Annotated in this window: 24 protein-coding genes; 9 read left to right on the top strand and 15 right to left on the bottom strand. The window is 39.3% G+C overall.

Going from position 1 to position 25096, the window contains the following annotated elements; all coding sequences use genetic code 11:
* Window positions 1–51: 51 nt before the first annotated feature.
* Window positions 52–2910, bottom strand: a complete 2859-nt coding sequence (uvrA, locus tag H4J46_RS09610) for an excinuclease ABC subunit UvrA (RefSeq protein ID WP_182233277.1) — start codon at window positions 2908–2910, stop codon at window positions 52–54.
* A 372-nt stretch (window positions 2911–3282) separates the two neighbouring features.
* On the opposite strand from uvrA, the gene H4J46_RS09615 reads away from it, so the two are divergent.
* On the top strand, window positions 3283–4647 hold the full coding sequence (locus H4J46_RS09615) for an MFS transporter (protein WP_182233278.1): 1365 nt from the start codon (window positions 3283–3285) through the stop codon (window positions 4645–4647).
* Between the two features lie 56 nt (window positions 4648–4703).
* Here H4J46_RS09615 and H4J46_RS09620 read toward each other — a convergent pair whose 3' ends face one another.
* Window positions 4704–5132, bottom strand: a complete 429-nt coding sequence (locus H4J46_RS09620; protein ID WP_310650227.1) for a hypothetical protein — start codon at window positions 5130–5132, stop codon at window positions 4704–4706.
* Between the two features lie 487 nt (window positions 5133–5619).
* Between H4J46_RS09620 and H4J46_RS09625 the strand changes: the two genes are divergently transcribed.
* Both H4J46_RS09625 and pssA read left to right on the top strand, forming a co-directional pair.
* Entirely contained in the window at window positions 5620–7650 is a 2031-nt protein-coding gene (locus H4J46_RS09625; protein WP_182233279.1) for an NADPH-dependent 2,4-dienoyl-CoA reductase, read from the top strand.
* 312 nt (window positions 7651–7962) lie between these two features.
* On the top strand, window positions 7963–9294 hold the full coding sequence (pssA, locus tag H4J46_RS09630; protein WP_182233280.1) for a CDP-diacylglycerol--serine O-phosphatidyltransferase: 1332 nt from the start codon (window positions 7963–7965) through the stop codon (window positions 9292–9294).
* A 332-nt stretch (window positions 9295–9626) separates the two neighbouring features.
* Here pssA and H4J46_RS17240 read toward each other — a convergent pair whose 3' ends face one another.
* Together H4J46_RS17240 and H4J46_RS17245 are read right to left on the bottom strand one after the other, a co-directional pair.
* On the bottom strand, window positions 9627–9950 hold the full coding sequence (locus H4J46_RS17240; RefSeq protein WP_259365770.1) for a 2OG-Fe(II) oxygenase: 324 nt from the start codon (window positions 9948–9950) through the stop codon (window positions 9627–9629).
* 107 nt (window positions 9951–10057) lie between these two features.
* Window positions 10058–10252: a hypothetical protein gene (locus H4J46_RS17245; protein ID WP_259365772.1), complete on the bottom strand. Its 195-nt coding sequence runs from the start codon at window positions 10250–10252 to the stop codon at window positions 10058–10060.
* Window positions 10253–10496: 244 nt separating this feature from the next.
* On the opposite strand from H4J46_RS17245, the gene H4J46_RS09640 reads away from it, so the two are divergent.
* Window positions 10497–10889 (top strand): thioesterase family protein, encoded by a 393-nt coding sequence (locus H4J46_RS09640; RefSeq protein WP_182233281.1) that lies wholly within the window; start codon window positions 10497–10499, stop codon window positions 10887–10889.
* Between the two features lie 455 nt (window positions 10890–11344).
* Window positions 11345–12025 carry a single-stranded DNA-binding protein gene (ssb, locus tag H4J46_RS09645; protein ID WP_259365773.1) on the top strand — a complete coding sequence of 227 codons (681 nt, stop codon included), beginning with the start codon at window positions 11345–11347 and terminating at the stop codon, window positions 12023–12025.
* A 177-nt stretch (window positions 12026–12202) separates the two neighbouring features.
* Here ssb and H4J46_RS09650 read toward each other — a convergent pair whose 3' ends face one another.
* From H4J46_RS09650 to H4J46_RS09670, 6 genes are all read right to left on the bottom strand, one after another.
* Window positions 12203–12640: a universal stress protein gene (locus tag H4J46_RS09650; RefSeq protein WP_182233283.1), complete on the bottom strand. Its 438-nt coding sequence runs from the start codon at window positions 12638–12640 to the stop codon at window positions 12203–12205.
* 263 nt (window positions 12641–12903) lie between these two features.
* Entirely contained in the window at window positions 12904–13038 is a 135-nt protein-coding gene (locus tag H4J46_RS17250) for a hypothetical protein (protein ID WP_259365774.1), read from the bottom strand.
* Window positions 13039–13077: 39 nt separating this feature from the next.
* A complete protein-coding gene (locus tag H4J46_RS09655; RefSeq protein ID WP_182233284.1) occupies window positions 13078–13974 on the bottom strand; it encodes a TIGR01777 family oxidoreductase in 897 nt (298 codons plus the stop codon).
* A 233-nt stretch (window positions 13975–14207) separates the two neighbouring features.
* Complete coding sequence (locus H4J46_RS09660; protein WP_182198934.1) at window positions 14208–14399, bottom strand: hypothetical protein; 192 nt, start codon at window positions 14397–14399, stop codon at window positions 14208–14210.
* 174 nt (window positions 14400–14573) lie between these two features.
* A complete protein-coding gene (locus H4J46_RS09665; RefSeq protein ID WP_182233285.1) occupies window positions 14574–15713 on the bottom strand; it encodes an anhydro-N-acetylmuramic acid kinase in 1140 nt (379 codons plus the stop codon).
* A gap of 1 nt (window position 15714) precedes the next feature.
* Window positions 15715–17160: a peptidoglycan DD-metalloendopeptidase family protein gene (locus H4J46_RS09670; protein WP_182233286.1), complete on the bottom strand. Its 1446-nt coding sequence runs from the start codon at window positions 17158–17160 to the stop codon at window positions 15715–15717.
* 148 nt (window positions 17161–17308) lie between these two features.
* Between H4J46_RS09670 and tyrS the strand changes: the two genes are divergently transcribed.
* The 4 genes from tyrS to H4J46_RS09690 all read left to right on the top strand — a co-directional run bounded on the left by tyrS (window position 17309) and on the right by H4J46_RS09690 (window position 20434).
* Window positions 17309–18508 (top strand): tyrosine--tRNA ligase, encoded by a 1200-nt coding sequence (tyrS, locus tag H4J46_RS09675; protein ID WP_182233287.1) that lies wholly within the window; start codon window positions 17309–17311, stop codon window positions 18506–18508.
* A 365-nt stretch (window positions 18509–18873) separates the two neighbouring features.
* Entirely contained in the window at window positions 18874–19467 is a 594-nt protein-coding gene (locus H4J46_RS09680) for a DUF4136 domain-containing protein (protein WP_182233288.1), read from the top strand.
* A complete protein-coding gene (locus H4J46_RS09685) occupies window positions 19464–19916 on the top strand; it encodes a hypothetical protein (protein ID WP_182233289.1) in 453 nt (150 codons plus the stop codon). Before H4J46_RS09680 ends, H4J46_RS09685 begins: the two co-directional genes overlap by 4 nt.
* Before the next feature lie 194 nt (window positions 19917–20110).
* Window positions 20111–20434, top strand: a complete 324-nt coding sequence (locus tag H4J46_RS09690; protein WP_182233290.1) for a ribonuclease E inhibitor RraB — start codon at window positions 20111–20113, stop codon at window positions 20432–20434.
* Window positions 20435–20954: 520 nt separating this feature from the next.
* Here H4J46_RS09690 and H4J46_RS09695 read toward each other — a convergent pair.
* The 5 genes from H4J46_RS09695 to H4J46_RS09715 form a co-directional block, all read right to left on the bottom strand.
* Entirely contained in the window at window positions 20955–21155 is a 201-nt protein-coding gene (locus tag H4J46_RS09695; RefSeq protein WP_182233291.1) for a hypothetical protein, read from the bottom strand.
* Between the two features lie 321 nt (window positions 21156–21476).
* Window positions 21477–22250: a hypothetical protein gene (locus H4J46_RS09700; protein ID WP_182233292.1), complete on the bottom strand. Its 774-nt coding sequence runs from the start codon at window positions 22248–22250 to the stop codon at window positions 21477–21479.
* Window positions 22251–22476: 226 nt separating this feature from the next.
* Complete coding sequence (locus H4J46_RS09705) at window positions 22477–23028, bottom strand: hypothetical protein (protein WP_182233293.1); 552 nt, start codon at window positions 23026–23028, stop codon at window positions 22477–22479.
* Window positions 23029–23030: 2 nt separating this feature from the next.
* Window positions 23031–23765: a hypothetical protein gene (locus tag H4J46_RS09710; protein WP_182233294.1), complete on the bottom strand. Its 735-nt coding sequence runs from the start codon at window positions 23763–23765 to the stop codon at window positions 23031–23033.
* Window positions 23766–23824: 59 nt separating this feature from the next.
* Window positions 23825–24751 carry a DUF2589 domain-containing protein gene (locus H4J46_RS09715; protein WP_182233295.1) on the bottom strand — a complete coding sequence of 309 codons (927 nt, stop codon included), beginning with the start codon at window positions 24749–24751 and terminating at the stop codon, window positions 23825–23827.
* Between the last annotated feature and the right edge of the window lie 345 nt (window positions 24752–25096).

The following is a 25096-nucleotide window of genomic DNA, read 5'->3' on the forward strand; positions in this document are numbered from 1 at the left end:
GATAAAAACAAGCCTTTAAGAAAACATCAATAGTGATGCTGATGTCATGTTTTATTTAGCGCGTGATTTTTTAGCTGCTTTTTCTTTAGCGAGTAAGGGCTTTAAAAATCTCGCAGTATGAGAGTCTTTATGTTGAGCCACTTGCTCTGGCGTGCCGGTGACCAATATTTCGCCACCACCTGAACCTCCTTCTGGACCTAAATCTATCACCCAATCTGCAGTTTTTATGACATCTAAATTATGCTCAATCACTACAATAGTATTACCATGGTCACGTAAACGATGAATGACCTGCAATAACTGTTTAATATCGTGAAAATGCAAGCCAGTGGTGGGTTCATCTAAAATGTAAAGCGTTTTACCGGTATCGCGTTTTGATAATTCTTTCGACAATTTTACCCGTTGTGCTTCACCACCCGAAAGTGTGGTGGCTGACTGACCCAGCTTTATATAAGTGAGGCCAACATCCATCAAGGTTTGTAACTTACGTTTTATGGCTGGAATGGGTGAGAAAAAATCACAAGCATCTTCAATGGTCATATCAAGCACTTCATGAATGCTTTTGCCTTTGTATTTTACTTCTAAGGTTTCACGGTTATAACGTTTACATTTACACACGTCACAGGGTACATAAACATCAGGTAAAAAATGCATTTCAACTTTAATTAAACCATCACCCTGACAAGCTTCACAGCGTCCACCCTTAACATTAAAGCTAAAGCGACCAGCTTTATAACCCCGTGAACGCGACTCTTGTGTGGCGGCAAAAATATCACGAATAGCGGTAAACATACCTGTGTAAGTAGCGGGGTTAGAACGTGGTGTTCTGCCAATCGGGCTTTGGTCAATATCGATGACTTTATCAAGTAAATGTAAACCAATAACTTCTTTATGGGGTGCAGGTTCTTGTGTGGTTGCACCATTTAATTCAATATGAGCAAGTTTATACAAGGTATCGTTAATCAGCGTTGATTTGCCTGAGCCTGAAACGCCAGTAACACAAGTCATTAAACCATTAGGAATAACTACATCAACATTTTTTAAGTTATTACCTGTTGCGCCTTTAAGTTCAAGAACATTATTTTTATCAAAAGGCACTCTAATCTTAGGTATTTCAATGCGTTCTTTACCTGATAAATATCTGCCGGTAAGTGACTCTTCACATGATAAAATATCATCTACATTGCCTTCAGCAATAATATGACCGCCATGAACACCAGCGCCAGGGCCAATATCAATAACGTAGTCAGCAGCGCGAATCGCATCTTCGTCATGCTCTACCACTATAACGGTATTGCCTAAATCACGTAAATGGATCAAGGTCTCTAATAAGCGTTCATTATCACGTTGATGCAAACCAATCGATGGCTCATCTAAAACGTACATCACTCCGACTAAACCGGCCCCTATTTGGCTCGCTAAACGAATACGTTGCGCCTCACCACCGGATAAAGTGCCTGCGGCGCGTGACAAGTTAAGGTAATTTAAGCCTACATTGACCAAAAAGCCTAAGCGGTCACAGACTTCTTTAAGAATTTTTTCAGCAATTTGTCCTTTTTGTCCCGTTAACTCTAGGTTCTGGAAAAACGCCAAGGCATCCGCAATGGCATATTCTGCCACATCAGTTAATGGGGTATTACCAACAAAAACATTACGCGCTTCTAAGCGCAGTCGACTACCGTTACAGTCTGGGCAACTTTGGCTATTAAGATATTTAGCTAACTCTTCACGTACTGCGTTAGATTCTGTTTCGCGGTAGCGGCGATCCATATTATTTAAAATACCTTCAAACGGATGTTTGCGAATCACAATGTCACCACGGTCATTCATGTATTTAAATTCAATTTTTTGTTTACCACTGCCGGTTAAAATCAGTTGCTGAGTTTTTTCATCCAACTCATTGAACGCTAAATCTAAGGGAAATTGATAATGCTCAGCTAATGCTTGCAACATTTGATAATAATAGAAATTACGCTTATCCCAACCACGAATAGCGCCACCAGCCAAGCTTAACGCAGGATTGGCAATAACACGACCCTGGTCAAAAAACTGCTGATTACCTAAGCCATCACAGGTTTGACATGCGCCTGCGGGGTTGTTGAAAGAGAACAAGCGTGGTTCTAATTCTTGCATGCTATAGCCACATTTTGCGCAGGCGAAATTAGCTGAAAACACTAATTCCTCTCTTTTTGGCTCATCCATAAAGCCAATTTTAACCGTACCTGAGGTCAGTGAAAGCGCGGTTTCAAAAGATTCAGCAAGGCGCAATTGAATATCTTCACGCACTTTAAGACGGTCCACGACGACCTCAATAGTATGTTTTTTCTGTAATTCTAAGCTTGGAGGATCGGATAAATCACAAATTTCGCCATCTATTCGAGCACGAATATAGCCTTGAGCGGCAAGATTATCGAGTAACTTAACATGTTCGCCTTTACGGTCTTGTAGCACGGGTGCTAACACCATGACCTTAGTACCTTCTTCAAGCGCTAATACCCGGTCAACCATTTGTGAAATGGTTTGTGCAGCTAGCGGTTGGTGATGTGTTGGGCAACGAGGTTCACCAACACGGGCATAAAGCAGGCGTAAATAATCATATATTTCGGTGATAGTGCCAACCGTTGAACGCGGGTTGTGCGAAGTCGACTTTTGCTCAATTGAGATGGCCGGAGATAAACCTTCAATGTGATCGACATCAGGCTTTTCCATTAAGGATAAAAATTGGCGCGCATAAGCAGAAAGTGATTCTACATAACGTCTTTGTCCTTCAGCGTACAAGGTATCAAAGGCTAAGGAAGATTTACCTGAGCCGGAAAGACCGGTGATAACAATTAATTTGTCGCGAGGAATATCTACATTAATATTTTTCAAGTTATGAGTGCGAGCACCCCTGACTTCAATTTTCTTCATAATGACATGGTGACCAGTTTAGCGCCCGAGATTTATTGTACGAAATACCTGTATGCAAAGATCAGACTGATTGTAAATTACCTTAGGTTCGAGCAAGATTTAAATAATTATTCACAACAGAATACGACCCGAGCAAGGCTATTTTTACAGTAAACTATTCTAAACCTTGTTTTACCTGAACATAAAGTTAGAATCGAATATTATCGCACAGTTTTTTAATCCAAATTCAGCTAAAATCTCTGTTTTTGTTCATTCAAAACCCGTGTTAAGATATGTGCGTTTATATATACTCGCTCGACTTCAAGATGCAGATTTTAGTAAGCCGAGAAAGAGTATAGCTATATCCCCTACAAATTAAGAGTTAACACCTTCATGAGTGCATCTGGTTTAAATAGTATTGAGAAGAAGGCCGCCATATCGTTAGCATCCGTATTCGGCTTACGAATGCTTGGCTTGTTTATGATCTTACCTGTTTTTGCCATTTATGGTGAAGAACTTATTGGTTATAGTCCTATTTGGCTTGGCTTAGCGATTGGTGCTTATGGATTAACACAGGCATTGTTACAAATTCCTATGGGTATTTTATCGGATAAATTTGGTCGAAAACCCGTTATTTTAGTAGGATTGTTGATATTTCTTCTCGGTAGTATTGTTGCGGCGATGTCAGAAACTATTTATGGCGTGGTACTAGGTCGTGCATTGCAAGGTATGGGTGCGATAGCCAGTGCTATATTGGCATTAGCAGCAGATTTAAGTCGTGAAGAACAACGGCCAAAAGTCATGGCGACAATAGGTATGTTTATTGGACTTTCATTTACTGTTGCTATGATTATTGGCCCAATAGTCGCTCAAGCGTTTGGTTTGAGTGGCTTGTTCTGGTTTATTGCGATATTAACCCTATTCGCCATGCTAACTATTCAATTTATTGTCCCTAATTCAATTAATACCGCTCCTAAAGGTGACAATGTTGCATTACCTTCAAAACTTGGCCGCTTGATTCGTGACGGGCAATTGTCACGTTTAAATTGGGGTGTATTCATTTTACATATGGCCTTAACCGCGTGTTTTGTCACTCTACCAAAGCAGTTTGTTGAGAATGGTTTAGCGCTGGAACAACATTGGCAGCTTTATTTACCGACCTTAATTGGCTCGTTTTTTCTGATGGTGCCCTTTATGATTATCGGATTGAAAAAACAAAAAGAGACGCAAATGTTTAGCGCCGCAGTGGCCTTGCTAGCGATAGCCTTATTATTACTCTGGTACCTACCCACCAGTATAACGACATTAATTGTATTGGTAATGATGTTTTTTACCGCCTTTAATTACTTAGAAGCGACCATGCCATCAATATTGTCGCGTATTGCTCCTGCCGGCGTAAAAGGCAGTGTGATGGGCATTTATTCTAGTAGCCAGTTTTTAGGCGCTTTTGCTGGCGGTATTCTTGGCGGCTTTATTGCTGGTGAATTTGGTGAGCAAACTATATTTTTAGTCACAGGTTTATTTGCGCTGGTTTGGTTGCTATTAAGTTTGGGTATGAAGCCGTTGAAAAAATCTAAAGCTTATAGTTTTGCAACCAATATTATTAGTGATGAAAAAGCGCGTGACATAGCACAACAACTAAGTGAAATGCCGGGCGTAATTGAAATTACTATCATGCATGACGAGGCTGTGGCTTATTTGAAAGTGGATGATAAAACCGCTGATCTTGCTGGTATCAAAGCACTGCTCAATCCATAGTGAGTTTGTACTTTTATCATTAATCTCCAAGGTTATTAAGCCAAGCTCAAAGGCTTTTAATTTACCATAGTGATGAAATCAGCGATATTTTTTCCGGCTATTTGTATATTGATTTCATCATCAAGCACTTTTCCTATCATGGCAGCGCCTATAGGCGACTGTGGCGTAATAACAACAATATTAATGGTATTACTCTGCAGAGCTAACTTGCAGCGATAACCACCAGCAGCAGGCGCAAGAAAAAACCACTGTTGTTTATCAATGTCTTTTTCCAACTGGACAACTGAGCCAATGTTTATTTGTGGTTTTTTCTGTAATGCGGCTAGAGGAATACTTTGTAAGCGTTTAATCGCATAGCGAATCTCGTCCACACGTCTTGACTGGCCTTCGGCTAGGTAACTTTGCTCTATTGCCAATGTGTCATATTGTGTTTCTGCGACCGACTGGTCGTCGGTCGCCGCCTTGTGGGCATTATTTGCTGCCACTAATGCCAAATCTAATTCCTGTTGCAGTTGCGCAGTAATTTGATCAATGATGCTATTTTTGTCGATGTTAATAATACGCTCTCCTTATGAATTACAGCCCAGCATAGCAATGTTTACAGCGCAGCATACTAAGTTTATATCAAAAGTAAACGGGCACGTTTTACGACAGTAAATTTAGGCAGTAACAATCCCTATCTGACAGGTGTCAAAATAAAGCTTGAGTTTTGCCTGAGTAGCAGATATTTTATACACTCGCTGGTTCGAGCAAAAAACATGAACTAGCTTTAGATATAATACCCATCGAAATAAGTCAGTGGCAATAGCTATCGTGTGTGATTAAAAGCAGATGTTTATTGTTGTAGACTAAACATAAGTACTGGCATCTTTGCAGGCAAAGCAGGTATGGATTATTTAGGCCATCTTAGAATGATCGATACTTTATTTCAATGGTGATAAATTAATATGACAACCACAAAAGTGACTTAATATGAATAATAATGCTGCCTTTCCACACTTATTAGCGCCATTAGATTTAGGCTTTACCTCCTTAGCTAATCGAACATTAATGGGCTCAATGCATACTGGCCTTGAAGAAGAAAAGGGTGGTTTTGATAAACTCGCAGCATTTTATCAAGCACGCGCAAAAGGCGGTGTTGGCTTGATTGTTACCGGTGGTATTAGTCCTAACACCCGAGGCCGATTAACACCTTTTGGTTGTGAGTTAAGTAGATTTTGGCACGTGAGTAAACACAAAAAAATTACCACAGCTGTGCATAAATACCCAACAAAAATTTGTTTGCAGTTATTACATGCCGGCAGATATTCATATCACCCGTTTAGTGTGTCAGCCAGTAAAGTAAAGTCGCCGATTAATCCCTTCACCCCAAAAGCTATGTCAGTACGTCAAATCAAAGGTACGATTAAAGACTTCGCCTATTCGGCAAAACTCGCAAAAAGAGCGGGCTATGACGGTGTTGAAATTATGGGTTCTGAAGGCTACCTGATTAATCAATTTAGCTGTGTAAAAGTCAATAAACGCACCGACGAATGGGGTGGCAGCATTGAAAACAGAATGCGTTTAGCGATTGAAACTATTCGTGCGGTGCGAGCAAGCGCTGGTGATGATTTTATTGTTATATTTCGTTTATCTATGCTCGACTTAGTTGATGGCGGCAATAGTTGGCAAGATGTTGTTACTATGGCTAAAGCGGTTGAGGCAGCAGGCGCGACCTTAATTAATACGGGTATTGGTTGGCACGAAGCACGTGTTCCAACTATTACAACCTCAGTGCCACGCGCCGCATTTACTTGGATCACCGAGCGAATGAAAAAAGAGATCAAGATCCCTTTAATTACCACAAATCGTATTAATACTCCTGAAGTGGCAGAAAAAATATTGTCGTCAGGCCAAGCTGATATGGTGTCAATGGCGCGACCATTTTTAGCCGACGAAAATTTTGTTGCTAAAGCCGCGGCCAATAAAAGTGATGAAATTAATACCTGCATTGGCTGTAACCAAGCGTGTTTAGACCACGTGTTTAATCAGCAACGTGCGTCATGTCTGGTCAACCCAACAGCCTGTTATGAAACTGAATTGACCTTTGAAAAAACTACCGCCAAGAAAAAAATTGCCGTGGTTGGCTCAGGGCCTGCCGGTTTAGCATTTAGTGTTTATGCGGCTCAACGTGGTCACAGTGTAGAGATATTTGACCGGGGTAATGAAATTGGTGGCCAGTTTAACTACGCCAAGCAAATACCAGGTAAAGAAGAGTTTTTTGAAACCTTACGCTATTTTAACAAGCAAATTGAACTGTTAGGTATTGGCTTACATTTAAATCAAGAACAAAGCGCAGAACAGTTAATCGCGGCTGGCTTTGACGAAATAGTGTTAGCAACAGGCATTGTGCCCAGAGCGCTGGACATTAAAGGGATTGAACATGAGAAAGTTAAATCTTATATTCAAGTATTACGCGATAAAGCACCGATAGGTAAGCGTGTTGCCATTATTGGTGCAGGTGGTATCGGGTTTGATGTCGCTGAATTTTTAGTAGAAGAAGAGTCGTTGACGACAAACCCTGACAAATGGTTAAAAAGCTGGGGTATCGATAAAGAGTATCAAGAAAACGGTGGTTTATCCGGCAAACCTGTTCAAGAAGCCCCTGCCCGTGAAGTTTATTTACTCCAACGTAAAGCTAGTAAAGTGGGCGGCGGTTTAGGTAAAACTTCCGGTTGGATCCATCGCTCTACCTTGAAAAAAAATGGTGTGAAAATGTTAGCGGGTGTTACTTATCAAGAGGTTAATGATGAAGGTTTAGTTATTTCTATTGATGGTGAACAGCAAACGCTAACAGTAGACCATATTATTATCTGTGCAGGGCAAGAATCTGAACGCGGTCTTTATCAAGAGTTGCAAGTACAAGGCGTTACGGCACATTTAATTGGTGGAGCGAGCATTGCTGCTGAACTTGATGCAAAACAGGCCATTAGACAAGCAGCAGAATTGGCGGCTAAAATCTAATTAAAATGGCTCATGACTGTGCAACAAAGGCTAATCGCTCAGTTTATGAAATAAAATATAGCCTTGCTCTATGTTCAAAACCACTCGTTGTTAGTGTGGTTTTGAACATCAAACATGCTCGATATTGCTGTAAATATCGACATTTTATCACTATCAAGTCAGCGTGTTACACATATAGGCATTAATATGTCTCAACTCGCAGAAGATCTTGCGGTACAATCAGGCTAGTTTACCTTGAAAAATAATACTTAGATTGAATGACTCATAATAAAACACTTAATTTAGCTACTACTCAAGCGGGCAACCGCTAATATGGTTATCGTTAATTCTAACGTTGGGATCGCAAATACCGATATAGATATTGCCCATTGCGCTGCTGATTTTAAGCAAATGCTTTTGGCTGAAATTGTCCAAGCAAAATCACGTATTTATATTTCTGCGCTTTATATTCAAGACGATGCAGCGGGCAGAGAAGTGCTAGCTGCTTTATATCAAGCAAAACAGCAGGACCCCACATTAGATATTTGTTTGTTTGTTGATTTTCATCGCGCACAACGCGGTTTGATTGGTGAAAAAGAGTCTGGTGGTAATCGAGATCTCTATTTAGCACTTGAACAGCAACATCAAGTATCGATTAATATTTACGGTGTGCCGGTTAAACGTAAGGAATTACTTGGCGTCTTACATTTAAAAGGCATGGTGATTGATAACGTACTGCTTTACACGGGGGCTAGTATTAATGATGTGTATTTACAACAAGCGGGGCGTTATCGTCTCGACCGCTATTATCGCTTAGACAGCCAAGTGTTAGCGGATAATTTTTGCCAGTACCTGCAAGATTACTTTATTGACTCAAGTTTGGCGCCACGATTAAATCATGGCGAGTTGCCAGACAGCAAAATAGTAAAACGCAATATTCTTCGTTTAACGCGATTATTAAAGTCATCAACATATCGTCCATTTAGTGTCGATCAACGCGACTATAAAGCTGATGATATTCAAGCGTCTATGTTTGTTGGTTGCGGTCGGAGAGGCAACCAACTTAATCGCGTCATTAGAGACTTAGTTCGCAGTAGTCGCGATACTTTAGTTATTTTTACCCCTTATTTTAATTTACCTAAACCTTTATTAAGAGACTTAGACGCCGCACTAAAACGTGGTGTTAAAGTCACCTTGATTGTGGGTGATAAAAAAGCCAATGACTTCTATAATGCTAATGAAGCAACATTTTCAACGGTTGAGGTTGTGCCTTATATTTATGAACGTTTATTAGCCACTTTCTTATCACGACGTCAAAAATATTTGGATAATGGCACCTTATCGCTAAGGTTATGGCAGCACGACAATAACAGTTTTCATTTGAAGGGCTTAGTGGTTGATGAACGCTATCATTTGTTAACTGGCAGCAATTTGAACCCAAGAGCATGGGCTTTAGATTTGGAAAATGGCATTTTACTTGATGACGAAAAAGGTCAGCTAATGGATAAATTTAATGCTGAATTTCAACGTATTAGTCATCACACCAAAATAGTAGGTAAGTCAGCTGATATTGAAAGCGCACAAAGCTATCCAGAAAAACCTCGTAAACTACTGAAAAGATTACGTATGACACAAGTTGATCGCTTACTAAAACGCTTTCTTTAGTGGTGAATGTTGAGTTTTGTTAACAATTTTCATCTCATTGAATAAAAAGCATAATGACAACATTATGCTTTTATTATTTGAATCTAAGTGACATTAATAATGCTGACTTTAGTGAAAGTGACTAAGAGGCTAATAAACGATGAAATTGAGCCAGCTGATACCCTCTATAGCTAAGGGCGTAGTGCGTTAATTGTTGGCTTAGAATAACTCCCACAATGACTTTTCTTTGACAAGGCCGTTAAGTACAAGCCTAGTGGTGGGTACTTTTTTGCTAACTTGGAGTATAAGCCTGCTTTGCTGGGTTAAAGCTCACCCAAGACGTTAATACATACTTATTGGAAGAAATAGGAATGTTGCCTCTGTGTATGAGTAAAGCTACATGGGGCAATAACCATACTACCCGCTTTAAGTTTAATGCTTTTATTTTGATAATAAAAATCAGTTTCACCGCCTTCTTCCATATCATTTAAATAGATTAAAAACAGTAATACCTGATGCAGTGCTTTGTTCTCAACCAGTTGCAGAAATATGTCCGAGTGCCAATAGCCATAATTACCCTGACCTTGCTCATAACGTTGTGGGGCTAAGTTAAACAAATACTTTATCAAATTACATAAGTTAGGTTTGTCCAATTCTTCAAAGTTATCAACAGTCAATACTACGGCCTTCTCGGTTTTAGCATGCTGTACTGTTAGCGATATACCCCCAATTAAGCTAAAAAAATATTTGCCAATACAATCGATTATTTGTTCGCTACAGGCCTTTAATATTGTTTGTAATACCGGTTGAAACTTTGCATGTTGACCGAGATAAATATCGTGGCTGAGCTTTTAGTGGTATCAACGCTGTGACCCGTTCTGCCAGGTACTTGATGTGGGCTATTGTAAAAATCGAGCACAAATTTTTGATAAAATTCTGGACTGAGTGCGTTAGGGGATACTTTAATAAAGCCTGTCATAGCTATTTTCTGATTACTCATCTGGTTTTAGTGTACAACAAAGCGCTGTTAATTTAATTACCTTGCTGAAAAATCTCTGTAGTATGTGTCGCAATGTTTATTTACTAAGCCTTGTTTTTGCCATGGGTATTCAGCTTAATGAAATGACAATCACCCAATACCGAGATATCGATCTACTCAAGTGTTGATAGCAGCAATTTAAATAGTTAAGTATTTATATAATAAAGCGATGTAGAGAGTCATTATGATTAAAGAATGTATAAGACCAAGATTTTGTGAAACGGATGGGCTAGGTCACATTAATAATACCGTGGTTGCACAATGGTTTGAGGGCGCGCGCGATCCAGTTTTTAAATGGTTCTCACCGGATTTAAACCTAACAGATTGGAAATTAATTTTAGCTAAAACGACGGTTGAGTTCCATGCTGAGCTGCAATATGGCGCTGATGTCGAATTAAAAACCTATATTAGCCGCATTGGTAATAGCTCGTTTGATGTCTATCAAGAAGCTTGGCAGAAAGATAAAAAATGCGCATCAGGTACCGCTGTAATGGTGCATTTTGACCATCAAACTAAAAAATCACAAAAGATATTAGCCGCAACAATCATGATGATGGATGAGCATCTTTTTGCATGATCAAGACTAAAATTTACTTTTATCTCGGTAGTGACTTTAGCTAGCTTTCGTTCGATTTTTATAAAAAAAAGATCAGGGCAAGGAGCCTAAGTTGGCACTGAGAACCCTAGTATTGTAGGTTTATTATATAAGATTAATTGTGAGTGAAGACAAAGTAAAATAACAAAAGCCACAGGTATTGGTGCTATAGAGTATTTTATGATGAAAATCAAAGTGCTTTAAAATTTTTATCTGAGACCAGTTTACTAACGTAAAAGCGTTATATTCTGTTGGGTCGTGATTAGGTTATTAGCAATAAAATATTTTACAAAAATAGTGCAAACCTAGCGTAATTTTTTACTCGTAGTGTTAGAATCTAGCTATTGTTATTAAAAATAAATATTCTGAGCGAGTTGACGTTTGGAAAGTACTAAATTAGTAAAGTAATACTTTACTGCAAATATAGGATTTTGTTCATGGCTGGTGTCAATAAAGTAATAATTTTAGGTAATTTAGGTAAAGACCCTGAAGTACGTTTTATGCCTAATGGTGGCGGGGTTGCTAACCTTACTATTGCAACTTCTGAAAGTTGGAAAGACAAGCAAACGGGTGAACAAAAAGAAAAAACTGAATGGCACCGTGTGGTGATGTTTGGCAAGCTAGCTGAAATTGCCGGTGAATATTTAAAGAAAGGTTCTAAAGTTTACATTGAAGGCGCTTTGCAAACACGTAAGTGGCAAAACCAACAAGGCCAAGATCAATATACGACTGAAATTGTTGTTCAAGGCTTTAACGGTACACTACAAATGTTAGATTCTCGTGGTGGCAGCGGTGCTGGTGCAGGCGACTTTAACCAGCAAAATTCTCAACAATCAGGTGGCTTTCAACAGCAACAACAAGCACCACAACAAAGCGGTGGTTTTAACCAGCAAGCTGCACCTCAGCAAGCCTATAATAAACCTGCACAGCAAAGTGGTGGCTTTCAACAGCAACCAACTCAGCAATCATCTTCACAACAGTCGGGTGGCTTCCAACAACAGTCGACACCGCAACATTCTGGTGGTTTTCAGCAGCAACAAGGTGGCTCTCAACAGAATGCACCTAAAGTGAATCCACAAGAACCAACTATTGATTTTGATGACGACATTCCGTTCTAAATAATATAAAAGTAGGTTTAGAATATAAAAAAGGTGAGCTGATGCTCACCTTTTCTATTTTAAAACCAAAGTGCTAGATAAAATGACTGTTTAACAGCAATTTGACTAATTAAGTGTGATACTTTTTACTTTAAGCATTAAAAATAATTAATTAACTGGGTATAACTCACTCATTGACTATGGCACTAGCACAATGGGTATACCGACATGATGAGCTAATTTATTAGCAACACTACCGAGTAATATGTCCACAATCTGAGATCGACCTTGGCGGCCGACAAAGAGCATATTCACATGTAATGCTTTAATTTGCTCTTTTATTACGGTGGCAGGATCACCCCAAATTAGATCTGTGGTGATCTCTACGTTTATATTGTGGTATTTTTCAACTAATGGTACTAACACTTTAGCTCTGGTATCGTTTTCTTCCGCGGTTTGATCTAATATTATTGGCGAGGTACCTTCTAGTAGCACAGGTTGCAAATATGACCAATCTTTTACAATTAATAACATTACCTTAGCTCCGGTTTTACTGGCTAAATCAATGGCTCGCTCAACGGCTCGTAAACTCCACTGACTGCCATCGACAGCAACAAGGTATAAAGGTTTTTTCATTTTATTCTCCTGAAAGTAATCCCCGCTTATACCATCACTTTTGATATTGCGGTTTTATACCAAACGCTATGGGTTGATCCCAGTGCCATTAAGTTATTTGTTATTACGATAGTAAAAATGTGCTGTTCGTTCAAGTTGAATTCGCAAGCATTTTGATACAAATCAATATATTGATTAATCTGTTTGATGTTAGTGAGTGTTGCTTAAAATTAGGTTGGTAAAGTGGCGGGCATCAGATTAAATAACACCATACTCAATAGTGATTAAGTACTTGTCGCGGTGGCATTAGCGTCAACATTTTCGCGAGTAAAAAGCATACAAGCGAAGGTATTTTCAGGGAAAATATTACCAGCGAAAAGTTCACTGGCAACAATATTAAGGTACTTACTGTGTAGCAAAATTTTCTTTTGAGCTACAACCAAGTTTTTTAGGTCACTTTATGGCTCAACTAAGAGTTGTTTTAGTGCCACCTCCAATGAAGGGTATTGAAACTTAAAGTTATTATTGAGTAGTTTTCTCGGTAAAACGTTTTGGCCATATAGGACTAAATCGGCTGACTCGCCCATTAATGCACGTAATAGGAAAGCTGGAACTCTGAACAGACACGGGCGATTGAGTACAGCACTTAAGGTTTCTGAAAATTCTTGATTACTCACTGGCATAGGCGCTGTAGCATTGATAATACCTGTGAGTGAAGTTTGGTAGACTGCCGCTAACAAAACAGCAACCATGTCATCAATATGTATCCATGACATAAATTGCTCACCGCTAGCAATAGGTCCACCAAGGCCAAATTTGAATGGTGGTAACATTTTTTGTAACGCACCACCGTTCTCAGCCAAGACAATTCCGGTTCTTATAATACAAACGCGGGTTTTATCTGACTCGGCAGTTTGGGCTATTGCTTCCCACTTTTGGCAAACCTTATGACTAAACTCATCATGTATCTCTTGGTAGCTCTCATCTATCGCTAATGCGCCTTGGCGGCCATAAAAGCCAATAGCACTGCCGGAAATTAAACTATGTGGCGGATTAGTCGCGGTTTGTATTTTTTCAACTAGGTTTTGGGTTATTTTCCAGCGACTTTGGCAGATAGTATTTTTTTGTGCATTTGACCATCTTTTGTCAACAATGGCTTCACCAGCTAAATTAATAATCACATCAAGTTCATTAAAGTCAATTTCGTCCAGTGTACTGATAAATTCAATATTATCAGGCAGTATGTTAGCGGTTTTTGTAGGATTACGGGTTAAAACAATAATGCGTTCGGCACTTAGGTGCTGGATCAGTGCTCGACCTATCAGGCCGCTACCTCCGGTAATAAGAATATTCATCATTGTTCCTTGAGTTAACGCTTATCTAAATAAGTTGTTTCCTACTCAGACATATTAGTTTTATATAGTAGTTATACCAAAAAATTTAGTTTATGGATCACTGTATAACGATATAAGATAGCAATAAACTATAGCAGCACAGTGGGTTAGCAATGTAATACAGGCAATAAAAAAAGCTCCCATAGGAGCTAATTTATCAATAAGTTTATCATTAGATAAGTAAAGTAAAAAATTTAGTAGTAGATGTCTTCTTTGTTGTGCGCTTGAGGATCTTCAATAATCTCTTCAAAGCCAACGGCAAAACTGTCGTTGTGATCGGTATTTGCCAAATAAATAGTGCGGGTTGAACCATCAATCCAAGTCACCGTGCCGCTACCTTTTTTACTACCGCATTTCATACCAATATGTAGGTCTTTAAATTCCACTGTGTTTTCTCCTCGTTTGTTGTCGAATATCGAACTGGGCATTCGATTAAGCAAACGCTACAATTTAGTTAGAATAACTATCGCCAAAATAGTTCAAATATTCTGCAGTTAATGTGCTTTTTTTCGACAGGAGCGAGTTATTATAAAGAGAAAAATATTCATATCTAGTTATTTTTAAGGCTTAACACTGATACCTAAAACAGCCGGCTTGTTAGCCCCTGTTACCGCGGGAATGTTACCAAAAATATTTTTATCAAATGCCAAGGCTAGCCAAGCAAATGCCATGGCCTCTAATGAATCACTATTAATATTTTTGGTTTGAGTATTTACGACTGAATGGTTGTTAAGTTTTTGATTTAATAGTGAAACTAAGTAGTTATTTTCAATGCCGCCACCACAAAGGTATACGTCAGACTTCGTACTTAGTTGGTTGATTTCTTGTGCGACTGTTTCGGCAGTTAATGCGGTTAATGTTGCTTGAATATCGGCAGGTTGTAATCGGCTTTGGTTGGTAAATTTTGCTAACCATTGGGCATTAAAATACTCTCGTCCAGTACTTTTAGGGGCAGCTTGTGAGAAGTAGGGTTCACTTAACATCGCGTGCAGTAATTTATGGCAAACTTGACCTGAATTGGCCCACTGGCCTTTAGCGTCATAGCGTCCTGACTGGTGCAGTTCAAACCAATAATCCATTAGGGCATTGCCTGGACCGGTATCAAAACCCGTGGTTTTATGGGGGGCATTTTTTGGTAGAAAGGTAATATTAGCAATACCGCCAATATTGACCACAAAAACGTCTTTTTCAGTTGAGCCAAAAATAGCTTGGTGAAAAGCAGGTACTAATGGCGCTCCTTGGCCACCTAGAGCAATATCTTTGGTTCTAAAGTCACCCACCACACGAATGCCAGTCAATAAGGCTAAGGTTTGTAAACAGCCTATTTGCAGGGTAAAAGGCGTTGTTATCTGTGAGTTTTTCATCGGGCGGTGTCGAATGGTTTGCCCATGACAACCGATGGCGGTGATATCTGCTGAAGAGAGTTTCTCTTGCTGTAAAAATTTTATAATGGCTTGAGAAAATTGCTGAGCTAATTCGATGTTGAGGCTACCAGCGCGATCAATTTCATTAGCGCTAGCGTTATATAAACTCATTATTTTTTGTTGAGTGTTGTTATCGTAAGCCTGATAATAGCTTGCAAGCAAACTTGCACCATTGGCTTGTTGTGGTTGAACACCATCAAATTCGACTAGCGCGAGATCAATGCCATCGGCGCTAGTGCCTGACATTAGACCAATATATCGCATTTTGTTGGTCATATTATTCTGCGCTTGTCTGCATACTAAGCATTATGCGTCGTGAACCCATCAGCTCGGCTAATCGCTGTTTCGCTATTACGTCAAATGCTTGTCGATATTTACTGCTAATAGGTTCAGCGTCTGGCAGCTTCACCGTTCTAGGATTGCGATGTACACCATTAAGTAAAAATTCATAATGTAAATGTGGCCCTGCTGCTAAGCCTGTTGAGCCGACATAACCAATGACCTGTCCTTGTTTGACTCGTGCGCCTTTTTTAACAGCCCGTTTTGAAAAGTGAATATATTTGGTCTCAATGCCGTTGCCATGCTGTAGAAAGACGTGATGGCCATTATATTTGTCGTAACCCGCTTGTACGACTTTACCATCACCTGCGGCAACAACCGGTGTACCTGTTTTAGCCGCATAGTCGGTTCCACGGTGGGCTTTCCAACGCTTTTGTACTGGATGGAAACGTTTGAGTTTAAAATTAGAACTAATATATTTAAAGCTTACCGGCGCCCGTAAAAACGCTTTGCGCATACTTCTGCCTTCTGCAGAGTAATACACACCGTCAGTGTAACGAATGGCTTGAAAAGTCTCACCTTGATTAATAAATTCTGCCGCTACTATATTGCCAGTGCCAATAAATTCACCTTCAACATATTGGTTTTCATAAACCACATTAAAGCTATCGCCTTCACGAATATCCAAAGCAAAATCAATATCCCAGCCAAAAACATTTGCTAAGTTGATAATCTGCCCATCATTTAGACCCGCAGAGGCGGCAGTAAGCCAAAAATTTGCTTTAATCACGCCATGAGCAATAGCTTCACGTATCTCAACACTTTTTCTCTCTTTATAAGCGTGATATTGCTGATTTTGTAAATTAACGAATAAGGTCTCATTTTTTGATAACGGATACTCAAGTGAGACTAAGTTACCTTCAGCGTCTTTACCTATGCGCATGATGTCGTCAACACTGAGTTTTTTCAGCAATTTACTACCTTCACCTTCTGCGATGATTACTTTGTAAGTTGTGGTAGCATCTAAGCCATTGCGTTTAAATATTTTTGCTAGCGAATCGCCATTTCTGACCTTGACCGATTGCCACTGCAATTGTGCCGCGTCTTCTTCAATATTACTCGGCAGATCCCTAATAGGCTCTTGTGTAATTTGTAACGCCTCGATGGGTTGAACAGGTAGTTGAATACTAACGGGCGGATCAACATGACCTGTCTGCTCAGGTATAGCGATTTGATAGCGCTGGCCCACTTTAAATTCAACATCGTTACTGAACGTTGCTTGATCACTGCTCTTTAACGGCATTATTAATAAAAATAACACTACAACAGCACATGCAGTAATAATTATTTGATGCTGTTTGGGCAGGGCAAAATATAAATTTTTGATATTTTTCAAAAAGATAAGGCCTATAAATTGAATTCTAATGCGACAACTGTCTTTCATTATAACAAAATAATATCATGCTAAACAATGATAGGGTTTTCACCACAGTTAAAATTACAGTAGAATTCGGCAATTAGTTAATTAATTTATTTGTTATATACCTGCACCTTGAAGTGGAAAGTGTATATAGCCCTTGTGGAGCCTAGTAATGTCAGATGTAAACCAAGCGTTTGCAGAAATAAAACGCGGTGCAGAAGAAATTCTGCTAGAAGATGAATTGTTGGCCAAGTTAAAACTAGGAAAACCATTAAAAATTAAGGCTGGTTTTGATCCAACAGCACCAGATTTACATTTGGGTCATACCGTATTAATAAATAAGTTACGGCAGTTTCAGCAGTTAGGTCATGAGGTTATTTTCTTAATTGGTGACTTTACTGGCATGATTGGTGATCCCACCGGTAAAAATGTTACGCGCAAGGCGTTAACGAAAGAAGATGTTTTAGCAAATGCTGAAACATATAAAGAACAAGTATTTAAAATTCTAGACCCAGCAAAAACCACTGTTGCCTTTAACTCAACGTGGATGGAAAAACTTGGCGCTGCAGGTATGTTAAAGCTAGCTTCACGCCAAACCGTTGCGCGTATGATGGAACGCGATGATTTTAAAAAACGTTATAACGGCGGCCAAGCCATTGCCATTCATGAGTTTATGTATCCGTTAGTGCAAGGTTGGGACTCAGTTGCTTTAGAGGCTGATGTTGAATTAGGTGGTACCGACCAGAAATTTAATTTATTAATGGGCCGTGAACTGCAAAAGGCAGAAGGGCAACGTCCACAAACTGTGCTTATGATGCCCTTACTTGAAGGCTTAGACGGCGTGCAAAAAATGTCTAAGTCACTAAATAATTATATTGGCATTACTGACGCACCGAATGATATGTTTGGTAAAATCATGTCGATTTCTGATGATTTAATGTGGCGCTACTATGAGCTACTTAGCTTTAAACCGATTGATGTGATTAATGGTTATAAAGAAAATATTGCCGCAGGCTCTAACCCTCGCGATGTGAAAATTGACTTAGCCAAAGAGTTAATTGAGCGTTTTCATGACAAGGCAGCAGCTGAAGCGGCTCATCAAGAATTTATTAACCGTTTTCAAAAAGGTGCTGTGCCTGACGACATATCAGATATAGACGTGATGGCCCAAAATGGTGAAATTGCCATTACTAACTTGTTAAAAGAAGCCGGTTTAGTCGCTAGTACCTCTGAAGCTATGCGAATGATAAAGCAAGGTGCGGCGAAAATCGAAGGCGAAAAAGTTGTCGACAATAAGCTGATGATCAGCCTTGGTTCAACGGCAATATACCAAGTCGGTAAACGTAAATTTGCTAAGGTTACGGTTAAGTAAACTCTCTCAAATTAACCTGTTGTTCAGAAGCTAGTAGCTGCTACTGGTTTTTTAACAACAGGAAGTACAGTCAGTTTTTCCAAATAAAAATAAGTACTGACATCGATGCAGGCACTGATAATTAGTTTCTGGCATAGCCCAAGTACTTTCATCCATGTAGGCAATGCCAGATTACATGGCCGTTTCTAGTCATCTTGATAATTGCTTCCGCATTACTCTGATGACTTACATCCATTTAAGAACAGGGTCTTACGAGATTCACATCTCCATGTATGAAGATGTGAAAGGGGAGCGATATTATAGGAAAAGTTGTAATTTACAACTAGCTTGGTAACCTAGGGGATTATTTATTGTTTGAAGCTAACATGACAAATTTTAGATTACTTAGCTGCTTGGCGTTAATAATCAACCTTGTTGCTTGTTCATCTATGAACAATGCTACCACGTCATTTCGTGATGGCTTTGATTTTTCAGCCGTTGAAAGCTATAGCACTTATGGTCGTAACTCCGCCTTTGGTGATTTACAAAACCTCAACGACACTATCCGCAACACTATTGAACTTGCTATTGAGCAGAGCTTTAATGAAAATGGCTTTCGTTATAAAATTTTTACTCAGGCCGATATACTTATTGCTTATCACCTGCTTGATAACAATTTTGCCGAACTTAAAAAATATGATCAGCAGGTAAAATATTGTGGTTATTGTTTAAGAGCAGGCAAAAACACGCGCTTAGAGTTAGAAAAAAAGCTAGACCCCGGTAGTTTGATTATCGATATTATCGACCCAAAAAATCAACGTTCGGTCTGGCGCAGTATCTATCCGTTAGGTTTTAAACCTGAAGATAATAGCCGCGAAATGCAGGAAAAAATTAGTAAAGCGGTTGATAGCATGTTGCGCGATTATCCTCGTGGCAAAAATATAAGCCAAATTTTTAACTTAAAGGAGCAGCTTACATGACGATTAAGTGGCTAGTTATTACATTATTTACCTTGACCTGTTTCATGGTCATTCTACTCGGCTTGGGCTATTTTCTATCGGAAAATGAAAAAGCCACCATGCCGGCTAAGTACCCATTGGCGCAACAGACTCAGCTACAGCAAAAAAAACCGCTTTTACGTAACAGTATTACCGACGTTGTTAAACCAGAAACTGACGCTAACATTATGAATAAGTTTGAAAACACGTTAATCAACAACTTAACTTGCATCACGTTAGCACAGTGCCAAGTCGTTACCGTTAAATTCAAAAATATCGACTGCAAGTTAGCCAGTAATCTTATAGGAGCATCACAACTTAAAAAAATAGCCACGCAGCGTATAACTATGAACACTTGCCCAACGGTAAATCCACAAAGCCAACTCGCTTGTCAGCAAAATATTTGCACGCTAGTAAATACGCTCAATTAGTGTTGATGATCATCTCACCCGTCGCTTAAAAGGCTATTTAAGCGGCGTTAATTATTTTTGATAGCGCAACGGGTATATAACCAGCGCTAAAAATAATTGTCTTGCCCAAAGCGCTTTTAATTGTCAGCCAAACGAGCATCTTGAATGGCTTTGGGTATATAATAACGTATTGTTTTTAATAAATTGTATGTGATATGACCTTCCCCGACGATGAAACCGGCCAAGTATTAACTGAAATGCAAGCTGCTGGCATTAACTTAAATGAAATGCACCCAGTAGTATTTTTCCACTTATTTGAAAAAGAAATACAGGCGCAAGCCATGATCGCGCATTTAGCTGAAAAAGCGCCAGACATGGTTGTAACGCTAGAACCCGACGAGTTACCCAATGTATGGGATTTAAACTGCACAGTAACCATGACACCAAGTTATGACGCTATTGTCGCGCAAGAAGCTGAATTTGAGCTGCTAGCAAAAAAATTCAAAGGCTTCAACGATGGTTGGGGTATTGAGGCTTAGTAACTTAATTTGACTTGAGTTAGTCTTACTTAACTCGAGTTAACTTAGTTTGAGTTTAAAATAACGGTTCGACCAAAGATTTCGTTGATCTTTCACTTCATGCGATTAATGCAGACTTCGACATCAGCTACGGGGCGTTCTTTTAAGTGAGTTACTAGTTTTAGCACATAGCACTTCAAATGAAAAAATACAGTTGGCTGTTTCACAGTGATCACACTATAGCCCGCTATACTTTTGCTAAAGTGGACCTTGGCAATACAAATGAAGTTAAATGAATAAAATTTTATTATTGTGGATGCATACTCTGGCAATGAGATGATAACTTTAGGTTGGCTGTCCTAATTATTCCCATCGAGCTTAATTATTAATGAATTTTTTCTACCTAAGTCAAAAAAACAGGCTATTCGCCTGTTTTAAAATTTTTGACTGAACTATTCCTTCGCAGTTTATTGCCAGTTCCTTTTACTCTGTATCTACTGTTAGTCACTATACAGCGTGAAAGCTTTAAACTATTACTCGCCTAGTGAACTTCAGTAGGTCCATGACGATTTAGAATATCGATTATTTCCTGCTTTGCACTCTCTGGCATCATTACCTTGATCTGTGAAATTTTTTCATCGATAAAAAAATTCTCCCTTGGGATATCTTTATTCAACAGTTCATCAGCGACATTTGTCAGGGCATCTTTATCTTTATATTTTGCTGTAATCGTTTTGTACATGACAGTTTTCTCCTGTTTGGCCTATATCTTCTATAAGCTAAAGTCGATCTTGTCAGACGTTAAAACTGTTTTGAAATACGTTGTATGCAAGACCCTACAAAAGGAACTGCCTTGATAACAACACCGACTCACAAGACCTGAGTAAAAATATCATTCTCCTTTCTCACTTATACTTTAGAACAGAGTACTGAATACTGCCAGTTTGTAGAAGATTTCCTGCCAAAATTTATTAGATAAAATAACTAGTACATATATGACTAATTATTCCCCACAACGCCTAAAAAAAATCGTCTGAAAAACTAGCGCAACGAGTCGAAAGTACTACATGTTTTTGACGCCGACTTCCTTCATGTAGATGTTCAGATGAGTATCATCCATATTGCTGAACTGTGAGTCCATCTCAGTATAAACAGTAACTTGGATATCGGCCTTGTCTTGTATTCCTTGCATGTAGTGTTTCAGAATAAAGCGGCATTTGTATGGGCCTTTTTCTGTGAAACCTGCTCTAGATAGATTACCCAGATATTCCACCGTGCAATAGGTGTGTAGAACGCTTTGCGCTGTGGGCATCCCAGTGGTGTTTTTATCGAGGTAGTTCCAGATGTTCTGGTATGTCTTCTCGCACCCAAAGTCGGTTAGTTTTGCATTGCGTATGACTATCCTATTTGATGACAGCGTTAGGTAGTAGTCGTGCATGGGATGGAGTTTGTCGTTTGCCTTATTGCCACAGACCATTGGCTTGCCATTAACGACCATTTTTATTTCACCTGGCTGAAGCTTTTGTTGTGGTACAAACGGTATAAACATACTCCAAGCACTTGGATCAGGCTGGCTTTTCTCCCAGCTGCCAAAATAATTGAAATGCCAGTTCTGCTTTCTTTGAGCAAAACTTTTTGAGCCGTCGCGGAAGGTGGTTGGCAGGTACAATGTCGTATTACCTCCAAAAGTTGTAAACATCTGATCTTTTGGCACTATTTGAGGTAAAATCGTGCCAACATCTTTTGACGTGCAAGCATTGATTGCTAGAACCAGTCCGATAAAGCAAGCCGATTGAATGATTGCTCTCGCATTGAATCTGTATGTATCTGTCATCATGGGTACCACTCCTGTGTAGAAAAAAAAATTTAGGTAAACCTTCAGTGAACCGGTACGGGCATAATAAACGCGGTTTTACTTTTACTAGGTATCACTTTAACGGAGTCAATTTTCGCTACAGCTGCCTATTTATCAAGTAAGTTATCATCAGTGCTCAAGTAAAAAAAAACAGTAGGATTAACTATAAGTTACTGACTTGATGTATTATTTATTAGCTTGATTACATTCAATTTTTTAATATAGACATATCAATCTCTTCAGCTAAAATTCTCAACGCATCTGACTTATTTACTAGCACCAATATGCTTGCAACCGCGCCTTTTAATTGTTCATGACTTGAAAAGGTAGCCCATAAAGTCTGCACTATGGCGTTAAAGTCGGTATTTGGATTTATCATCTCTGCTTGATAAGCGACGCCCAAGAGCTGGCGAATAGCCGCTCGCGCTTCTTCAAGTTGATTTTCCATGGGTTCTAGAATACTCAATACCGTAGCTTGAGCGTCATAAATGATGGAAGTTGCCACTGACAACAGGCGCTTTCTTTTAGAAACTTTTGCTTCTTTAGCGTAAGAAACTGCGATAATTTTACTGCGTAAGCCAGCTAGTTCAGAACACTTAGAAATATGATGCCTTCTCATGACCTCTTCGGTGTTTAATAACCATAAATTCAGGTTTTCAAGAAAACTTATATTTTTATTGGCGGCCTGTGTAACCAGTGCTGGAATCAAAAAACTCTGTTTTAAGAGTTTCTCATAAGTGTCTATAAGGGAATGTTTCATCGTTACTCTACCATCAGTTTAGCAACGACATTGCCATCAGCATCTTCCATCGTCTGCCACTCCATACTCTCTTCGGTGATCTTCATTTTGATATAGAGTAGGCTTTCGGGCCTTTTATCTTTGAGCTTATCGCTCTCCACTGTGACTTGTGCATTTTCTATTTTCCCAGCCATTTCTCTTGGCTTGATTTCAGCTTGAAGATATTTTGTCAAATTTGCTACTAACAGCTCTTTGACTTGATCATCATCAATATTATGAGACTTAAGTATTGCATCAAAAACAACACGGCCTTTTTTATCGCTGATAATCGTCTCGAGTGCTAAGTCAGATACTGTTTCACTAAAACCATCTAAAGATACTTTTATGTCTGCACCGCTTTTTATCAATTTTTCCAGCGCGTCAATGTGTGAATAAATGGCCTTTTTTAACGCGGTTGAAATATCCCTATTAAAGCTAGAGACTTTAAATACATTTTTGATCTCTGCATATGTTTTTGCATAAAATAATTTATTATCAATAGGTTGGTAGTCTATTTCAACTGAGCTGTCGAGCTCATCAATCGCAACAGGTATAGTTAACTCTGTTTCTTGTATCTTCATTCGAGGAATAGAAAAATGTTTTAACAAATTATCTTCTGCATACATCTTGGCGATGTTAGCAGTCTCTAGGTCAGCGATAACTCGTGCATGGTTGAGATCTCTGAGCAGGGAGCCCAGATAATCTTTTAATGTCGGCATATAGTTCCCTTAGTTTTATTAGGGAACCTTGGGTGTCCCAGGTTCCCTAAAATGAATCGTTAGCTGCCAGTTGGCTGAGCAACGATTGCATCTTCTAAAATACCTAACAATTTTTCCATACCCGCGGGGATTTCATCTTGAGCAACTTTGACTTTTATGCCCAGCTGAAAGGTTTTATCAACCTTGTTTCCTTGTCTGCTGGTGCGTTGATAAGAGGCATTGACTTTAAAGTTGACTGATGAGCTGTATTTGGCTTTAGCACTGGATTTGGCAAACAGTGAAGTGATACCTCCAGTGCCACCACTCACACTACCCGAGGTAGTAGAGTTATAGCCAAAACTCGTTGATGCTTTAAATTGTGAACCGACACTGGCATATTCCATGGAGGTTATTTTTGCATGAAAATCAATTTCCCCTTCCTCAACGCGAATAAACGGAATCGGTAGCATGGTTAAAATAGGCACTTCTAACTGCATCTCATTAAACACGGCAGGGACGGCAGCTTTATCTTCTGTGGTAACTGTTACAGCCAGCCCACTACCACCAGCAGCAGCAACAGAAGTTGTGCCATCATAGCCACTTCCTGCATTGGTAATATTAATCGCAGTGATCACACCGCCGCCATCAACGGTAGCGGTTGCCGTTGCTTCCGAGCCAGCACCGGTAATCGTGACCGCTGCACCTGCTGTATAGCCAGAGCCGCCGCTAGTTACCGCGATAGCTGTAATTCTGCCATTAATAGCCGCTTCATAAGGCGCCACCATTTTAGGGTATTTAAAACTGACATAGACGGGTGTTCCAGGTGTGACTTCACCCGTGGTGGCATCTTCTGAATCGGGTGTAAAGCCAACCGCTTTAATAAAATCAACAGTTGAAAGAGCCGCTTGAGCTTGGGCATCTACGATCGCTCCCAACGGCCCGCCAATCATACTTTGAAAATCAATACTCGAAAGCTCTTGTCCTGGAGCATAGTTTGAAATAGCCATGATATTTCCTTTTTGCATATTTATAAAATAACAGTAAATAATTTACTTTAAATTTGCTTTGCTACTTTATGAATGACTACCCCTAATAAAAAAGACACTCATTTTGTACTCTCAGCAAGCTGTCATACGCTTTAACCACAGAATAAAAATAATTTTCATCTAAAACTCCAAGTACCCTAAACAAAGTACTCTTGCGTATTAATTTGAGTTTAGATGTATATCGATTTTTCACAAAATTATTTTAGGGACTGTTAAGCTATTGAATACAGCTGTAACGGTGGGATAGTTGAGTATAAAAAGTTGAGTATAAAAAGTTGAGTATAAAAAGTTGAGTATAAAAAGTTG

Origin of the sequence: Colwellia sp. MB02u-6 (genome assembly GCF_014077095.1) — a bacterium.
Classification (GTDB): domain Bacteria; phylum Pseudomonadota; class Gammaproteobacteria; order Enterobacterales; family Alteromonadaceae; genus Cognaticolwellia.

Bases quoted from the DNA above. Each gene is read 5' to 3' on its own strand.
- uvrA (WP_182233277.1), bottom strand. From the start codon at position 2,910: ATGAAGAAAATTGAAGTCAGGGGTGCTCGCACTCATAACTTGAAAAAT.
- H4J46_RS09615 (WP_182233278.1), top strand. From the start codon at position 3,283: ATGAGTGCATCTGGTTTAAATAGTATTGAGAAGAAGGCCGCCATATCG.
- H4J46_RS09625 (WP_182233279.1), top strand. From the start codon at position 5,620: ATGAATAATAATGCTGCCTTTCCACACTTATTAGCGCCATTAGATTTA.
- pssA (WP_182233280.1), top strand. From the start codon at position 7,963: ATGGTTATCGTTAATTCTAACGTTGGGATCGCAAATACCGATATAGAT.
- H4J46_RS17245 (WP_259365772.1), bottom strand. From the start codon at position 10,252: ATGACAGGCTTTATTAAAGTATCCCCTAACGCACTCAGTCCAGAATTT.
- H4J46_RS09640 (WP_182233281.1), top strand. From the start codon at position 10,497: ATGATTAAAGAATGTATAAGACCAAGATTTTGTGAAACGGATGGGCTA.
- ssb (WP_259365773.1), top strand. From the start codon at position 11,345: ATGGCTGGTGTCAATAAAGTAATAATTTTAGGTAATTTAGGTAAAGAC.
- H4J46_RS09650 (WP_182233283.1), bottom strand. From the start codon at position 12,640: ATGAAAAAACCTTTATACCTTGTTGCTGTCGATGGCAGTCAGTGGAGT.
- H4J46_RS09655 (WP_182233284.1), bottom strand. From the start codon at position 13,974: ATGAATATTCTTATTACCGGAGGTAGCGGCCTGATAGGTCGAGCACTG.
- H4J46_RS09665 (WP_182233285.1), bottom strand. From the start codon at position 15,713: ATGACCAACAAAATGCGATATATTGGTCTAATGTCAGGCACTAGCGCC.
- H4J46_RS09670 (WP_182233286.1), bottom strand. From the start codon at position 17,160: ATGAAAGACAGTTGTCGCATTAGAATTCAATTTATAGGCCTTATCTTT.
- tyrS (WP_182233287.1), top strand. From the start codon at position 17,309: ATGTCAGATGTAAACCAAGCGTTTGCAGAAATAAAACGCGGTGCAGAA.
- H4J46_RS09680 (WP_182233288.1), top strand. From the start codon at position 18,874: ATGACAAATTTTAGATTACTTAGCTGCTTGGCGTTAATAATCAACCTT.
- H4J46_RS09685 (WP_182233289.1), top strand. From the start codon at position 19,464: ATGACGATTAAGTGGCTAGTTATTACATTATTTACCTTGACCTGTTTC.
- H4J46_RS09690 (WP_182233290.1), top strand. From the start codon at position 20,111: ATGACCTTCCCCGACGATGAAACCGGCCAAGTATTAACTGAAATGCAA.
- H4J46_RS09695 (WP_182233291.1), bottom strand. From the start codon at position 21,155: ATGTACAAAACGATTACAGCAAAATATAAAGATAAAGATGCCCTGACA.
- H4J46_RS09700 (WP_182233292.1), bottom strand. From the start codon at position 22,250: ATGATGACAGATACATACAGATTCAATGCGAGAGCAATCATTCAATCG.
- H4J46_RS09705 (WP_182233293.1), bottom strand. From the start codon at position 23,028: ATGAAACATTCCCTTATAGACACTTATGAGAAACTCTTAAAACAGAGT.
- H4J46_RS09710 (WP_182233294.1), bottom strand. From the start codon at position 23,765: ATGCCGACATTAAAAGATTATCTGGGCTCCCTGCTCAGAGATCTCAAC.
- H4J46_RS09715 (WP_182233295.1), bottom strand. From the start codon at position 24,751: ATGGCTATTTCAAACTATGCTCCAGGACAAGAGCTTTCGAGTATTGAT.